15 protein-coding genes are annotated in these 14558 nt (G+C 67.9%); 11 read left to right on the top strand and 4 right to left on the bottom strand.

The features are described from left to right. Positions 1–4: 4 nt before the first annotated feature. Genes J5M86_RS08110 through J5M86_RS08100 form a run of 3 tightly spaced genes read right to left on the bottom strand, consistent with a single transcriptional unit; the run spans position 5 to position 3359 of the window. Entirely contained in the window at positions 5–1282 is a 1278-nt protein-coding gene (locus J5M86_RS08110) for a M18 family aminopeptidase (RefSeq protein WP_188061104.1), read from the bottom strand. Further along, positions 1282–2652, bottom strand: coding sequence for a DUF349 domain-containing protein (locus J5M86_RS08105; protein ID WP_244328269.1), 1371 nt, complete (start codon positions 2650–2652; stop codon positions 1282–1284). Before J5M86_RS08105 ends, J5M86_RS08110 begins: the two co-directional genes overlap by 1 nt. 2 nt (positions 2653–2654) lie before the next feature. After that, complete coding sequence (locus tag J5M86_RS08100) at positions 2655–3359, bottom strand: peptidylprolyl isomerase (protein WP_188061105.1); 705 nt, start codon at positions 3357–3359, stop codon at positions 2655–2657. A 146-nt stretch (positions 3360–3505) separates the two neighbouring features. Between J5M86_RS08100 and J5M86_RS08095 the strand changes: the two genes are divergently transcribed. Further along, complete coding sequence (locus J5M86_RS08095; protein WP_188061106.1) at positions 3506–4201, top strand: MBL fold metallo-hydrolase; 696 nt, start codon at positions 3506–3508, stop codon at positions 4199–4201. Between the two features lie 22 nt (positions 4202–4223). Then, positions 4224–5570 carry a histidine--tRNA ligase gene (hisS, locus tag J5M86_RS08090; RefSeq protein WP_188061107.1) on the top strand — a complete coding sequence of 449 codons (1347 nt, stop codon included), beginning with the start codon at positions 4224–4226 and terminating at the stop codon, positions 5568–5570. On the opposite strand, the gene J5M86_RS08085 is transcribed toward hisS, so the two are convergent. Beyond that, the gene (locus J5M86_RS08085) at positions 5557–6234 is read right to left on the bottom strand and encodes a hypothetical protein (protein WP_188061108.1); all 678 of its coding nucleotides are present in this window, start codon (positions 6232–6234) and stop codon (positions 5557–5559) included. The two genes, hisS and J5M86_RS08085, sit on opposite strands and share 14 nt — an antisense overlap. A gap of 18 nt (positions 6235–6252) precedes the next feature. On the opposite strand from J5M86_RS08085, the gene J5M86_RS08080 reads away from it, so the two are divergent. The 9 genes from J5M86_RS08080 to der all read left to right on the top strand — a co-directional run bounded on the left by J5M86_RS08080 (position 6253) and on the right by der (position 14549). Beyond that, on the top strand, positions 6253–7242 hold the full coding sequence (locus tag J5M86_RS08080) for a site-specific tyrosine recombinase XerD (protein WP_370587354.1): 990 nt from the start codon (positions 6253–6255) through the stop codon (positions 7240–7242). A gap of 82 nt (positions 7243–7324) precedes the next feature. Continuing rightward, entirely contained in the window at positions 7325–8179 is an 855-nt protein-coding gene (locus J5M86_RS08075) for a ParA family protein (RefSeq protein ID WP_244328268.1), read from the top strand. Beyond that, the gene (locus J5M86_RS08070; protein ID WP_188061110.1) at positions 8148–9089 is read left to right on the top strand and encodes a ScpA family protein; all 942 of its coding nucleotides are present in this window, start codon (positions 8148–8150) and stop codon (positions 9087–9089) included. Before J5M86_RS08075 ends, J5M86_RS08070 begins: the two co-directional genes overlap by 32 nt. Next, the gene (gene scpB, locus J5M86_RS08065; RefSeq protein ID WP_188061111.1) at positions 9082–9720 is read left to right on the top strand and encodes an SMC-Scp complex subunit ScpB; all 639 of its coding nucleotides are present in this window, start codon (positions 9082–9084) and stop codon (positions 9718–9720) included. The genes J5M86_RS08070 and scpB overlap by 8 nt, the downstream gene beginning before the upstream one ends. Next, positions 9717–10589: a pseudouridine synthase gene (locus tag J5M86_RS08060; RefSeq protein WP_188061112.1), complete on the top strand. Its 873-nt coding sequence runs from the start codon at positions 9717–9719 to the stop codon at positions 10587–10589. The genes scpB and J5M86_RS08060 overlap by 4 nt, the downstream gene beginning before the upstream one ends. Then, on the top strand, positions 10586–11659 hold the full coding sequence (locus tag J5M86_RS08055) for a prephenate dehydrogenase (RefSeq protein WP_188061113.1): 1074 nt from the start codon (positions 10586–10588) through the stop codon (positions 11657–11659). The genes J5M86_RS08060 and J5M86_RS08055 overlap by 4 nt, the downstream gene beginning before the upstream one ends. Continuing rightward, the gene (cmk, locus tag J5M86_RS08050) at positions 11652–12332 is read left to right on the top strand and encodes a (d)CMP kinase (protein WP_188061114.1); all 681 of its coding nucleotides are present in this window, start codon (positions 11652–11654) and stop codon (positions 12330–12332) included. Before J5M86_RS08055 ends, cmk begins: the two co-directional genes overlap by 8 nt. Further along, positions 12325–13008, top strand: a complete 684-nt coding sequence (locus J5M86_RS08045) for a 1-acyl-sn-glycerol-3-phosphate acyltransferase (RefSeq protein ID WP_188061115.1) — start codon at positions 12325–12327, stop codon at positions 13006–13008. The genes cmk and J5M86_RS08045 overlap by 8 nt, the downstream gene beginning before the upstream one ends. Positions 13009–13079: 71 nt before the next feature. After that, positions 13080–14549, top strand: a complete 1470-nt coding sequence (der, locus tag J5M86_RS08040) for a ribosome biogenesis GTPase Der (RefSeq protein WP_188061116.1) — start codon at positions 13080–13082, stop codon at positions 14547–14549. Positions 14550–14558 lie beyond the last annotated feature (9 nt).

The following is a 14558-nucleotide window of genomic DNA, read 5'->3' as shown; positions in this document are numbered from 1 at the left end:
TCGCTCAGGCCGGCGAGAGGAATGCCGCGAGCGCTGCGGCGTACATGCGCTGGTCGTCGCTGCCGACGAGTTCGCGCACTGAGTGCATCGACAGGGTCGGTGCTCCGAAGTCGACGGTGACCGCTCCGGTGAGCGCCGAGGTCATGGGTCCGACGGTCGAGCCGCAGGGCAGATCCGAACGCACCACGAACGACTGCACCGGCACGTCGGCCTGGGCACATGCCTGGACGAAGGCGGCCTGCCCCACCGAGTCGGTGGCGTAGCGGCCGTTGGTGTTGATCTTCAACACCGGGCCGCCGTTCATCGCGATGCGGTGTTCGGGCTCGTGCCGATCGGCGTAGTTGGGGTGCGTGGCGTGCGCCATGTCGCCGGAGGCGATCACGGTGGCCGCAAGCGCGCGGTGCAGGTCGCCGCGGCTACCGCCGAGCGTCGCGGTGATGCGTTCGAGCACGGTCGGCAGCAGCACCGAGAAGGCGCCACGGTCGGTCATGCTGCCGATCTCCTCGTGGTCGAAGAGCACCAGCACCTGGGTGGTCGGCGTTGCGGGCGCGTTGCCGACGGCGTCCAACAGGGCACGTGTGCCGGCGTAGGAGGTGGCGAGGTTGTCCATGCGCGCTCCGGCGATGAACTCCTTTGCCAGACCTACGTATTCGGCGGGCTGCACGTCGTGGGTCATGACGTCCCAGCCGAGGACGTCCGCGGCCGCGACGTCGAGGCGATCGGCGAGGAACTCCACGAACATCGGCGCGGAATCAAGACCCCAGTGCGGTGACAGCTGGAACTGCTTGTTGAGGCTCTCGCCCTCAGCAGCTGAGCGGTCGAGGTGGATCGCCAGCCGGGAGATGCGCAGCAGCGGCTCGTCGACCAGCAGCAGCTTCGCCTGCACCTGGCCGTCCTGCCGCACCGTCACCCGGCCGGAGAGCCCGAGGTCGCGGTCGAGCCAGCTGTTGGTGATCAGACCCCCGTACGGCTCCACACCCAGTTGCTGCCAGCCGAGGCTGGAGCGATCAGGACGGGGCTTGATGCGGAAGTTGGGGGAGTCGGTGTGCGCTCCCACCACCCGGAAACCGGTGGCCGGGCCGTCGCTGTGCTCGGTCGACCACGCCACCAGGCTGCCGCCGCGGATGATGAACCAACGGCCCGTCTCCACCGGCCACTCGTCACGCTCGGCAAGTTGCACGAAACCCGCGTCGCGCAACATCCGCGCGGAACTCTCGCACGCGTGGAACGGGGACGGGCTGGCGTTCAGATAGTCGATCAGGCCGTCGGCAGCATCCAGCATCAGCCGCCGAACTCCTTCACGCCACCCATGGCCTGGTCGAGCCACGCCTGCTTGGTGGTGAGCTCGTCCCGCAGCTTGGCCGACTTCTTGGTGTCGCCCTTGGCTTCAGCCGCGTCGATCTCGTCCTGCAGATCGCTGACCGCCTTCTGCAGTTGGGCGGCGAAGGAGCCGGCGCGTGCCGCAAGCTCGGGGTCGGTCTTGCGCCACTGCGTGCCCTCGGCGTCCCGCACGGCCTGCTCGACCTTGCGCATCCCGCGCTCCATCCGGTCGATGTCCTTGCGCGGCACCTTGCCCGCCGCGTCCCATCTGTCCTGGATGGCGTGCAGCGCGGCCTTGGCCTGCGCGACGTCCTTGATCGGAAGGAGTGCCTGGGCCTGCGTCAGCAGTTCTTCCTTGACCTTGAGGTTGGCCTCGAACTCGACATTCTCGGCTGCGACCACTTCGTCCTTGGCATGGAAGAAGGCATCCTGCGCAGCCTTGAACTTCGCCCAGAGGGCGTCGTCATCGCTGCGGGAGGCGCGACCCGCGCGCTTCCACTCACTCATCAACCGCTTGAACGCGGTGGCCGTCGGGCCCCAGTCGGTGCTGGTCGACAGCTTCTCGGCCTCCTCGACCAGCTTCTTCTTGGCGGCCTTGGCCGAGGAGTGTTCCTCGTCGAGCTTGGCGAAATGGGTGCGACGTGTCTTGTCGAAGCCGTTGCGGGCCTGGCTGAAACGCGTCCACAGGGAGTTCTCGGTCTCCTTGTCGAGGCGCACCTGCTCCCGCTGCAGCGTCTTCCACTCGTCCAGCAGCTCACGCATGCGCGCGGTCGACTGCTTCCACTGCACCTTCTCCACCGGCTGGCCGGCGATCTTCTCGGCCTCGGCGACGATGGCCTCGCGCTTGGCAGCCGATTCCTTCTTGGCCTCGGCGCGAGCCTGGGTCTCGACCTGCGCCTTGGCGGCCAGAGCGGTCGCGATCTGTTCGACGGTGTTGTCAAGGGCAGGCAGGTCACCCACGACATTGGCGTCGGCCACCTGCTGGCGCAGGGTCTTCAGCGATGCCTGGCCGTCCTGGGTCGACAGATCGGTCTGTACGACGCGCTGCAGCAGCAGATTGGCCGATGCGGCGAGTTCGTCGTACTTGCGGGCGAAATAGGCCAGCGCCTCGTCATGCGTTGCCTCGGGGTAGGAACCGACCTCCTTCTCACCGTCCGGGGTGCGCACGAAGACCGTGCCGTCCTCACCGACGCGTCCGAAGCTCAGCGAGTTGCTGCTCGGAGCGATCGGGGCCGGTGTTGCCTGGCCGGCGGCCGCGGGCGGCTGGGGCTTCATCGCAGCAGGCGTGGGCATGCCAGGGCGGGGTGACGGCTTGGGTGCGTCGGTCGACATCGTCAGGCCTTCTTCTCAGTGACGGTGATCTTCTTGATGGTCACGGGGGTCTTGGGAGCGGTGCCGTCTTCTGCGACGCCACCGGCAGCGACACGGTCCATGACGTCCATGCCGCTCAGTACCTTGCCGAAGATGGTGTATCCGCCGGCGCTGTCCGAGGGAATCGGCACGTCTTTCAGCGTGACGAAGAACTGCCCGCCGTTGCTGTCGCCGTTGTTTCCCTGGCGAGCCATGGCGAGCGTGCCGCGGGGGTACTGGTCATCCTTCGGCGCGTTCTCCAGGCCGTAGGTGTAGCCCGGGCCACCCGTGCCGGTGCCGGTGGGGTCGCCGCACTGCAGCACGAAGTCGGGCACCAAGCGGTGGCACGAGGTGTTCGCGTAATACGCGCCGGAGAGCTGGATGAACGATGCGACCGTCTGTGGCGCCTTGGTGCCGTCCAGTTCGAGGGTGAACTCGCCCTGGCTCGTGTCGACCACAGCCTGGAAGGTCTTGCCCTGCGCGCACGACTTGTCGGGGAGGCTGAGGCCATCGCGCGAGGTCGCCGGCGTGCAATCGCCTCCGGCTTGACCTGCGCTGCTCGCGCGGCTTGAGCTGATCGCTTTGCTGTTCTGCGGGCTGTTCTCACCGTCGGCGCATGCCGCGAGAGAACTGCCGAGGACGGTCGCCGCTGCGAGGGTCGCGAGCACGCGGTTCGAGGTGGATCGCACGGGTGATGGCTCCAGAAGTACGCGGTGCAGCCGGAAGGCTTGTGATGTCCGTTACGGACACGGTCGCCGATCAGTCTAGAGACAGGGCTCCTCCAGGTGTCCGGGCGGCAGGTCACGAGGTGGAAACACGTCGATAGGCTGACACGGTGCTGACCGTCTACTTTCCCGCGCAGGCATTCGCGACCAATTGCTACGTGCTGGCCACCGACCGCGGCCAGGAATGTGTGGTGGTCGACCCGGGCATCGGCGTCATGCCGCAGTTGCAGGAAGTGCTGACCGCGTACGACCTCAAGCCGACCGCGGTACTGCTCACCCACGGCCACGTCGACCACGTCTACTCGGTCACGCCGGTCTGCGGCGGCACCTTGGGCGCCTACATCCACGAGGACGACCGCTACCGGTTGGGTGACCCACTCGGTTCGCTCGACCCGGGCATGCTCTCGATGTTCGAGCAGCAGGTCGGGCAGAAGGCCAGCTGGAAGGAGCCGGAGCAGATCGTGGCGATCAGCGACGCCCAGAAGCTGAGCCTGGCCGGTCTCGACTTCACGGTGAGCCACGCGCCGGGCCATACCGAGGGGTCGGTGATGTTCGGCATCGACACCGTGCCTGACGGCCTGCCCGGCGACGTCGACGTGCAGTCGACGGTGCTCTCCGGAGATGTGTTGTTCGCCGGTTCGATCGGCCGCACCGACCTGCCCGGTGGGTCGAACGAGGCGATGCAGAAGTCACTGAAGGACGTCGTCCTGCCCCTGCCTGACACCACGCTCGTGCTGCCCGGACACGGTCCGGGCACCACGATGGCTCACGAGCGCGTGAGCAACCCGTTCTTGCAGAACCTTTGAGATTCAAGAGGATTCATCACACATGAGTACCAAGGTCACTCCGATCAGCGGTTTCCAGGAATGGCTGCCCAACGGTCGGATCGTCGAGCAGCACGTGCTCGACACCATTCGTGAGGTCTTCGAACTGCACGGATTCGCCTCGATCAACACCCGCTCGGTCGAGCCGGTGGAGCGCCTGTCCAGCCAGGGCGAGGACGCCGACAAGGAGATCTACGCGGTGCGCCGCCTCGCGGCACCCGCGGGCGACGACTCCGAACCCTCCCTCGGTCTGCACTTCGACATGACCGTGCCCTTCGCGCGCTACGTGGTGGAGAACGCCGGCAAGCTCACCTTCCCGTTCCGGCGCTACCAGATCCAGCAGGCGTGGCGCGGCGAGCGCCCGCAACGGGGCCGCTATCGCGAGTTCATCCAGGCCGACATCGACATCGTCGACGCCGCCGAACTCCCCGGCCACTACGAGGCCGAGTTGTTGCTGGTCATCGCCGACGTCTTCTCGCGGCTGCCGGTGGGCGACTACACGATCCACGTCAACAACCGGAAGATCTGCGAAGGCTTCTACCGCGGTCTCGGCATCGACGACGTCATCGGCACCCTGCGCATCGTCGACAAGCTCGACAAGATCGGCCCGGCGAAGGTGGCCGACCTGCTGATGGCCAATGGGCTGTCGCAGGAGCAGGCCGACAAGTGCCTCGAACTGGCCGCCATCTGCACCCCGGACGGCTCGTTCGTGGAGCAGGTGCGCGCGCTCGGGGTCGAGCACCCGACCCTGGACGAGGGCCTGCACCACCTGCAATCGGTCATCGCGACGGCGTCCGAGCACGCGCCTGGGGTGGCCGTGGCCGACCTGCGCATCGCGCGCGGTCTCGACTACTACACCGGCACCGTCTACGAGACGATGCTCGAACGCGACCCGGGCTACGGCTCGATCTGCTCCGGTGGCCGGTACGACGCCCTCGCCTCCGACGGCAAGCGCACCTTCCCCGGCGTCGGCATCTCGATCGGTGTCTCCCGGTTGCTCGGCCTGCTGATCGGCGAGGAAGGGCTGGCCGCCTCGCGCGACACCCCGGTCGCCGTGCTCGTCGCCGTCAACGACGAAGCCTCGCGCGCCGAATCGATGCGCATCGCCGCCGCGCTGCGCTCGCGTGGTGTGCCGACGCTCGTGGCGCCCAAGGCGGCGAAGTTCGGCAAGCAGATCCAGTTCGCCGACCGCCGCGGCATCCCGTTCGTGTGGTTCCCGAGTTCGGACGCCGGGGGAGCCGACCAGGTGAAGGACATCCGTTCAGGGGAGCAGGTCGAGGCCGATCGCGCGTCCTGGATGCCGCCGTCCGAAGACCTGCGTCCCTCGCTCGTGATGCCTACGACGGACTGACGGTCTCGCTGTCGTCGCCCGCGGGGCTGGCAGTGCTCGCGCTCGTCGTCGTGCTCTTGGCGGCTGTCGGTCGCAGACCGAGGCCCTTCAGGTGGAGGTCGGCGAGGCCCTGTGTCGCCGGTTCGTCACCCTCGCGCCATGCAGCCGCGGGACGCTGCGACACGGTGAGCAGGTCGGCAGCGCCGCGCGTCTGCAGGGCTCGAAGGGCCAGCACCTCGCGGCCGGCCGCCGAGCGCCGCAGTCGCGCAGCCTGGGATGCCTTGCGCGCGTAGGGGATTCGCAACAGCGCCCACACGAGCACGGCGAGCGCGAAGGGCGTTGCCGCGGTGAGATATCCCAGCAGGTCGCCGAGGTCATCAATGCCGACGGCCATGTCGCGTCCGGCGAAGGAGATCTGTTTCGCGGCTCCGGCCGACTTGTCGAACGGTGACTGCAGTGTGTCTCCGACCAGCGGCACCTTGCGCAGCCGCTGCCCGGCCTCGCTGAGGTTGCCGCTCAGGCTGTCGGCGTTGGTCTCCAGCTTCTTGGCGCCCACCGTCGAGGCGTCTGCCGTGTCGTTCACTCGGTGCGCGATGCGCCACCAGGTCCACATCCACGCCAGCACGGCGAGGTCGAACACGATCTGACGGATCAACCGCACCGGTCGTTCGGCATACAGCTTCATCGGCCACCCCCAGCGCACATGAGCCAGAACCTACCCGGGCGAGCGGTGTCGGCGGCCGCCGCGGCAGGCACAATCGTGGCCATGGCGGTGACGATGCTTGACCGGGCGATCCGTGGGTGGATGGATCACCTGCGGGTCGAGCGCGGCGTCTCACCGCACACGCTCAAGGCCTACGGCCGCGACCTCGATCGCTATCGCAGCCACCTGGTCGGCCTCGGCATCACCGACCCGGCCGGCATCGGCGAAGCACAGGTGAGCGAATTCCTGGTGCATCTGCGGCAGGGCGACGACGAGCACCCACCGCTGGCCGCGTCCTCGGCCGCACGCACCCTGGTCGCCGTGCGGGGCTTCCACAAGTTCCTCGCGCTGGAAGGCGAGGTCACCAAGGACGCCGCGCAAGGCGTCGCACCGCCCACACCGGGACGCCGACTTCCCAAGGCGATCAGTCAGGACGAGGTGGGACGCCTGCTCGACGCGGCAGGTGTCGGCGACATGCCGGTTTCGTTGCGGGACAAAGCGATCCTGGAGCTCATGTACGGCATAGGCGCGCGGGTCAGCGAGGTGACCGGCCTCGACCTGGACGACATCGACCTGCAGACCGACACCGTCCGCGTCGTGGGCAAGGGCGACAAGGAACGGCTGCTGCCGCTGGGCAGTTTCGCCAAGGACGCCGTCCAGGCCTATGTGGTGCGCGCCCGGCCCGGTCTGGCCGCCAAGGGCAAAGGCACACCAGCGCTCTTCCTCAACCAGCGCGGCGGCAGGCTCAGCCGGCAGTCGGTGTGGAACGTCGTCCAGGTGTGCGGTGAGCGGGCGGGACTCAAGCAACACTTGTCGCCGCACACCCTGCGGCACTCGTTCGCCACCCACTTACTGGACGGCGGTGCGGACGTGCGGGTCGTGCAGGAACTACTCGGTCACGCCTCGGTCACCACCACACAGATCTACACGCTCGTGACCGTGCAACAGTTGCGCGAGGTCTTCGCCGGGTCGCACCCGCGGGCACGGTGACGGGCCGACGACTCACCGCCACGGACTTTCCAATAGGCTGGCCTGCGATCGGCGAGAGCCAGAGCACGTACTAGGAGTGATGTTGAGCCAGCAGGAGACCCTCGGTCCCACCGGCCGGCCGCTGCCGACCTTTCCTTCCCCTCCTCGTCTGGAGAGCCACGGGCCCGCGCGCATCATCGCGATGTGCAACCAGAAGGGCGGAGTGGGTAAGACGACCACGACGATCAACCTGGGTGCCGCGCTCGCTGAGTACGGCCGCAAGGTGCTCGTCGTCGACTTCGACCCGCAAGGTGCGCTGTCGGCGGGCCTCGGCGTCCGCAGCAACGAACTCGACCTGACGGTCTACAACCTCCTGGTCGAACGCGGCCATGACATCCACGATGTCATCGAGCCCTCCGGGGTGGCCAACCTCGACGTGTTGCCGGCCAACATCGATCTCTCGGCCGCCGAGGTGCAGCTGGTGGGCGAAGTGGCCCGCGAGATGATCCTCGCCCGCGTGCTGCGGCCGGTCACCGACGACTACGACGTCATCCTCATCGACTGCCAGCCCAGCCTCGGCCTGCTGACCGTCAACGCGCTCACCGCGGCGCACGGGGTGATCATTCCGCTGGAGTGCGAGTTCTTCGCAATGCGCGGCGTGGCACTGCTGGTCGAGACGATCGACAAGGTGACCGACCGCTTGAACCCGCGCCTGGAGATCGACGGCATCGTCGCCACGATGTATGACGGCCGCACCCTGCACAGTCGCGACGTCGTGCGCTCGGTGGTCGACCACTTCGGCGACAAGGTCTTCCACACCACGATCAACCGCACCGTGAAGTTCCCGGACGCCACCCTGGCCGCCGAACCCATCACCAAGTACGCGTCCAGCCACGGCGCTGCCGAGGCCTATCGACAGTTGGCTCGTGAGCTCATCGCCCGCGGCGACGCCGCCTGACGACGCCGAGGCGACCCCGAACCAGGAGGCCGTGCCCGGCGGCGTCCTCACCAAACGCGCCGTCTCGACGCCCTTCCAGGTGCATCTGGACGTCTTCTCCGGTCCGTTCGACCTGCTGCTCGGCCTGATCGCCAAGCACAAGCTCGACGTCACCGAGATCGCCCTGCACAAGGTGACCGACGAGTTCATCGCCCACATCCGGCAGGCCCAGAAGACCCATGCCGACTGGGATCTCGGGCAGGCCTCGGAGTTCCTGCTGATCGCCGCCACGCTGCTCGACCTCAAGGCGGCGCGCCTGCTGCCCAACTCCGGGCCGGAGGACGAGGAAGACCTCGCGCTCATCGAGGCCCGCGACCTGCTCTTCGCCCGGCTGCTGCAGTACCGCGCCTACAAGCAGGTCGCTGCTGCCTTCGATCAGCGCATGGCCACCGCAGGTCGCATCACCGCCCGGCAGGCGGGCCTGGAGGAGCAGTTCGCCGGGCTGCTCCCAGAACTGGTCATGAACGTCACGCCGGAGCAGCTGGCGATGATCGCCGCCGCCGCGATGGTGCCCAAAGCTGTGCCGTCGGTCGGTCTCGAACACCTGCACCAGGCCGCGGTGAGCGTGCGTGAGCAGGCCGACATCGTGGCCACCAAGCTCAAGGCGAAGCCGATCTCGTCCTTCCGCGAGCTCGTGGCCGATGCCAATTCCACCCTGGTGATCGTCGCGCGCTTCCTGGCCGTCCTCGAACTCTTCAAGGAGGCCGTGATCGTCTTCGAACAAGTAGAAGCTCTCGGTGACCTGACCGTCCGGTGGACGGCGGACGCCGACGCGCACGTGGAGGTCAGCGCGGAGTTCGACGAGGATGATCCGGCCCCCACGTCCACCCCGAACACTTCCGGCACCGACGAAGCGAGCACCGATGAGTGAGCCACCCCAGCACCTCGATGTCGAACTACCCGGGTCGGCACCGGCAGCCGAGCCCGAGGGCTTCGACGTCGACGACTTCCCCGGCGGTGCGCGCAGCACCATCGAGGCGATCCTGATGGTGGTCGACCAGCCGTTGACCGTGCTCGATCTCGCCGACGCCCTCGAACTCGAGGAAGCTGAGGTCCGCGAACACCTGGAAGCACTCGAGAGCGAATACGCCTCGCAACACAGGGGATTCGCACTGCGCGAGATCAACGGCGGGTGGCGTGTCTACAGCCGTCCGGCGTACGCGCCCGCGGTGGAGAAGTTCCTCATGGGCGGCCAGCAGGCCAAGCTCACCCAGGCGTCGCTGGAGACCCTTGCCGTCATCGCCTATCGGCAACCGATCTCGCGCTCGCGGGTGAGCGCGGTGCGCGGGGTGAATGTCGACGGCGTGATCCGCACCCTCACCACCCGCGGTCTCATCGCCGAGATGGGCACCGACGGCGAGGGCGGCGCGATGCTTTACGGCACGACGCCCTTCTTCCTCCAGCGCATGGGGCTGTCGTCCTTGGACGAACTGCCGGCGCTGGCCCCTTACCTTCCCGACACCGACGTCATCGACGAACTGATTGAGCAGGGACAAGCATGAGCACACCACGACGACCCGGCAACCAGGGCGGACGCCCGGCCAAGAAGAGCAATCACCGCAAGGGTTCGGGCACGAGCGCCAACCGCGGGGGAGCGCCGCGTCCGCCCAAGCGGCAGGCTCCCGAGCCGGTCGACGTGCACGACCCCGATGGCGTCCGCCTGCAGAAGCTGCTGGCGGCAGCGGGCGTCGGCAGCCGCCGCGTCTGCGAAAACCTCATCAGCGAAGGCCGCGTGTCGGTGGACGACCAGGTGGTCACCGAACTCGGCGTGCGGATCGACCCGCTCAAGCAGGTGGTGCACGTCGACGGCGAGCGCGTCGTGCTGGACGAGAGCCGTGTTTACCTGGCCTTCAACAAGCCGCTGGGCGTGGTGTCGACGATGAACGACGACCTGGGCCGCGAGTCGGTGGGCGACTACCTCACCCAGCGCAAGGAGCGTCTCTTCCACGTCGGCCGGCTGGACGCCGACACTGAGGGACTGTTGCTGCTCACCAACGACGGTGAGCTCGCCAACCGACTGCAGCACCCGCGGTACGGCGTGCCGAAGAAGTACCTCGCGGTGATCCCGGCACCGTTGCCGCGAGGTCTGGGCAAGGAACTGCGCGACGGCATCGAACTCGAAGACGGCGTCGCCCGGGTCGATTCCTTCAAGGTGGTCGACTCGCGGCCGGGCTGGGCGATGGTCGAGGTGGTGCTGCACGAGGGCCGCAACCGCATCGTGCGCCGCATGCTCGAGGCGGTTGGCCACCCGGTGGAATCGCTGGTGCGCACCGATGTGGGACCGGTGCGCCTCGGCGACCTGCGTCCGGGCAAGCTGCGTCCGCTCTCCTCCAGTGAGGTGGCTGCCCTCTACAAGGCAGCCGGGTTGTGACGCGGGTTCACATCATCGGCACCGGCCTGATCGGCACCTCGATCGGGCTGGCGCTCTCGCGAGCCGGTTATCCGGTGACGCTGCGCGATCCCTCGCCCACCGCGCAGGCGATCGCGCGTGACATGGGAGCCGGTGAGCTCAGCGACGAGGTCGACCCCGATGTCGTCGTGGTCGCTGCTCCGCCCGATGTCGCGGCCCGTGCGATCGCCGACGCCCTCGAACGGTGGCCGCACGCAGTCGTCACCGATGTCGCGTCCATGAAACTGCGGGTGCTGGACGACGTCGCCGCCTTGGGGGCCGACCTGCGCCGGTATGTCGGCTCTCACCCGATGGCCGGGCGCGAACGCTCCGGGGCGGTGGCGGCACGTGCTGATCTCTTCAACGGCCGCACCTGGGTGATCTGTCCCAATGAGCAGTCGGACGGCGTCGCGGTTGCCGCCGTGCAGGAACTGGCCACTGCGACCGGAGCAGTCGTCTCCACCATGCCCGCCGAGGAACATGACCGGGCAGTCGCGGCGGTCTCGCACGTGCCGCAGCTCGCGGCAAGCCTGGTGGCAGCGCGACTGCAAGACCTCTCCGATGAGGCAATTCGACTGTCGGGTCAGGGTATTCGCGATGTCACCCGCATCGCCGAGAGCGACCCGATGCTCTGGACGCAGATCCTGTCGGGCAATGCCGTAGCGATCGCGCCGGTGATCGACGCGCTCGTGGACGACCTCGCCCGCGTGCGGACAGCGATCGATGCGCTGGCCAACGGCGACGAGACCGGCGCCCGGCAGGTGCTGGCCCGCACCATTGCCGACGGCCAGGCAGGTCACGCCCGAATCCCGGGCAAGCATGGTGGTGCGCCGACCACGTACGCCACGCTCGTGGTCGTCGTACCCGACCGTCCGGGCGAACTGGGCCGACTGTTCGCCGACATCGGCGATGCCGGCATCAACCTGGAAGATTTGCGACTGGAGCACGGGGAGGGCGCGCCGGTCGGTCTGGCCGAGGTGTCGGTCATTCCGTCGGTGGCCCAGCGACTGCACGAAGAACTTTCGAAGAAGGGCTGGAGCGTTCATGAGTAGGACTGGCATCCGGGTGGCGATCGACGGACCGTCGGGCACCGGCAAGTCGTCGGTGTCCAAGATGGTCGCCCGCGAGTTCGGCTACGGCTACCTCGACACCGGTGCGATGTACCGCGCCCTCACCTGGTGGTGCGTCGACCAGCAGATCGACCTCGCCGATGTCGATGCCGTGGTGGCGCAGGCAAACAGCTTCGACCTGCGCATGGGCACCGACCCCTCGAATCCGACGGTGGCAGTGGGCGAACGGTCGATCGACCAGGAGATCCGCGAGCATGCGCTGACCGTGCTCATCGCGCCCGTGGCGACCAACCTCGGCGTGCGCGCCGTCATGAAGCAGCGGCAGCGTGACCTCATGGAGTCGCTGGCTGCCGAGCATGGGGGAGTCGTGGCAGAAGGCCGCGACATCACCACCGTCGTCGCCCCCGACGCCGAGGTGCGCATCCTGATGACGGCGAGCGAGGAAGCTCGTCTCGCGCGCCGTTCCAAGGAGCTCAGCGCATCGGTCGAGGCCACGCGCGCCCAGATCGTCGACCGTGACCGATCCGACGCCACCGTGTCGCAGTTCCTGACAGCCGCCGACGGCGTGACCACCATTGACACCTCGCAACTCACCTTCGAACAATCGGTGCAGGCAGTGCTGCAGGTGATCGGGGAGGCGACCGGGCGTGGCTGAGGTGGAATTCGATCGAGGGTGGTCTGATCGCGGACGCCGCATCGGCAACCGACTGGTCAAGACCGGCTACCGGGCCAAGGCCCTCCACCCAGAGCGCGTGCCAGTAACTGGTCCGGTGATCATCGTCTCTAACCACACCGGTTTTCTCGACGGCCCCGTCGTGTTCTGCCTCGCGCCCCGCACCGTGCATTTCCTGGTGAAGAAGAGCTACTTCAAGTCGGTCTGGGGCAAGGTGCTGACCGGAGTGGGGCAGATCCCGATCGAGCAGCGCACGGGTGACAGAGAAGCACTCGCGGCAGCGAAATCGCTTCTGGCACAGGGATATGCGGTCGGTATCTTCCCCGAGGGCACCCGCGGCTCAGGCACGGTCGAGACCGCGCACCAGGGCGCGGCCTGGCTGGCTCTGCAGACCGGGGCGCAGATCATCCCCACCGCCACGCTCGGCACGCGGGGCACCGGCAGCGGACGCGAGTCGTGGCCCAAGCCGGGAGCCCGCCTGCGGGTGGTTTTCGGTGAGGCCTTTGCGTTGCCCGACTACACCGGCGTGCCCGGACGACAGAAGCTGGCCCTTGCCACCGAGGAGATCCGCGAGCGCCTCGCGCGGCAGGTGTCCGCAGCCGTCGTCGAGACCGGGCTGGTGCTGCCGAGCGATGCACCGCCACCACCCTCGAATTGACCACTTCGACGGCGCGGCCAGATTGACCAACCCGTTTCGCCAACAGTGGTGGCGTCGGGGATGATGGGTCAATGACTGAGCAGACGCCGACGACCACGCCCGACGACTCCTCGGTCGAGCACGCGCTGCGGGTGGGCCTGGAAGACTTCGACCTCAACGAGGACGACCACGCGCTTCTGGAGGCCGGCGGCGATTTCGACCCCGACGCTGCCGGTGAGGACGCCCGGCCCGTGGTGGCGATCATCGGACGGCCCAATGTCGGCAAGTCGACGCTGGTCAACCGCGTCATCGGGCGCCGCGAGGCCGTGGTCGAGGACGTCCCCGGCGTCACCCGTGACCGCGTCGCCTACGACGCCGAATGGAGCGGGCGCAACTTCACCCTCGTCGACACCGGCGGGTGGGAGATCGATGCCCGGGGCATCCACCTGCGCGTGGCCGAGCAGGCCGAGGTGGCCATTGATCTTGCCGATGCCGTGCTTTTCGTCGTCGACGCCACGGTCGGCGCCACCGACACCGATGAGGCAGTCGTGAAGCTGCTTCGCCGTTCGGGCAAGCCGGTCATCCTCATTGCCAACAAGGTCGACGACCAGCGCACCGAGGCCGACGCAGCGATGCTGTGGTCCTTCGGTCTGGGTCAGCCGTGGCCCGTTTCGGCGCTGCACGGTCGTGGCACCGGTGACGCGCTCGACGCGCTGCTGGACGTGCTGCCGGAGAAGTCGGCGGTGTCCGGTGCCTACCAGCGCGGTGGCCCGCGCCGCGTGGCTCTCGTCGGACGTCCCAATGTCGGTAAGTCGTCGTTGCTCAACAAGCTCGCCGGCGAAGACCGCGTGGTCGTCGACAATGTTGCCGGCACGACCCGTGACCCGGTCGATGAGTTCATCGAACTCGGTGGCAAGACATGGCGATTCGTCGACACCGCCGGCATCCGTCGCCGGGTGCACCAGACGCGCGGCGCCGATTTCTACGCCTCGCTGCGCACCCAGACCGCGATCGAGAAGGCCGAGGTGGCCGTCGTCCTCATCGATGCCGAGGAGTCGATCGCCGAGCAGGACATCCGCGTGATCCAGCAGGTCATCGACGCCGGCCGGTCGCTGGTGATCGCGTTCAACAAGTGGGATCTGCTGGACGAGGAGCGTCGCTACTACCTGGAGAAGGAGATCGAGCGCGAACTCGTGCAGATGCCGTGGGCGCCGCGGGTCAATCTGTCGGCCAAGACCGGCCGCCATGTCGACCGGCTCGTGCCTTCGCTGGAGACCGCTCTCGACTCCTGGGACACCCGCATCCCGACCGGTCGCCTCAACGCGTTCATCGGGGAGATCGTCGCGGCCCACCCGCACCCGGTGCGCGGCGGTAAACAGCCTCGCATCCTGTTCGCCACCCAGGCCTCCACGCGTCCGCCGCGTTTCGTCATCTTCGCTTCCGGCTTCATCGAGGCCGGTTACCGGCGATTCCTCGAGCGCCGGTTGCGCGAGGAGTTCGGCTTCGAGGGCACGCCCATCGAGATCTCGGTGCGGGTGCGGGAGAAGCGCAAGCAGCGCTGATCGGGTCTG

This window comes from Yimella sp. cx-51 (genome assembly GCF_017654605.1).
Taxonomy (GTDB): Bacteria; Actinomycetota; Actinomycetes; order Actinomycetales; family Dermatophilaceae; genus Yimella.
Note: the sequence above shows the minus strand (reverse complement) of the source record. Positions and strands in the feature narration are given on the sequence as shown.

What these genes read in the sequence shown, in the direction of transcription:
- cmk (WP_188061114.1), top strand. Translation starts at nt 11,652, where the DNA reads ATGAGTAGGACTGGCATCCGGGTGGCGATCGACGGACCGTCGGGCACC.
- J5M86_RS08105 (WP_244328269.1), bottom strand. Translation starts at nt 2,652, where the DNA reads ATGTCGACCGACGCACCCAAGCCGTCACCCCGCCCTGGCATGCCCACG.
- J5M86_RS08060 (WP_188061112.1), top strand. Translation starts at nt 9,717, where the DNA reads ATGAGCACACCACGACGACCCGGCAACCAGGGCGGACGCCCGGCCAAG.
- scpB (WP_188061111.1), top strand. Translation starts at nt 9,082, where the DNA reads ATGAGTGAGCCACCCCAGCACCTCGATGTCGAACTACCCGGGTCGGCA.
- der (WP_188061116.1), top strand. Translation starts at nt 13,080, where the DNA reads ATGACTGAGCAGACGCCGACGACCACGCCCGACGACTCCTCGGTCGAG.
- J5M86_RS08110 (WP_188061104.1), bottom strand. Translation starts at nt 1,282, where the DNA reads ATGCTGGATGCTGCCGACGGCCTGATCGACTATCTGAACGCCAGCCCG.
- J5M86_RS08085 (WP_188061108.1), bottom strand. Translation starts at nt 6,234, where the DNA reads ATGAAGCTGTATGCCGAACGACCGGTGCGGTTGATCCGTCAGATCGTG.
- hisS (WP_188061107.1), top strand. Translation starts at nt 4,224, where the DNA reads ATGAGTACCAAGGTCACTCCGATCAGCGGTTTCCAGGAATGGCTGCCC.
- J5M86_RS08080 (WP_370587354.1), top strand. Translation starts at nt 6,253, where the DNA reads ATGAGCCAGAACCTACCCGGGCGAGCGGTGTCGGCGGCCGCCGCGGCA.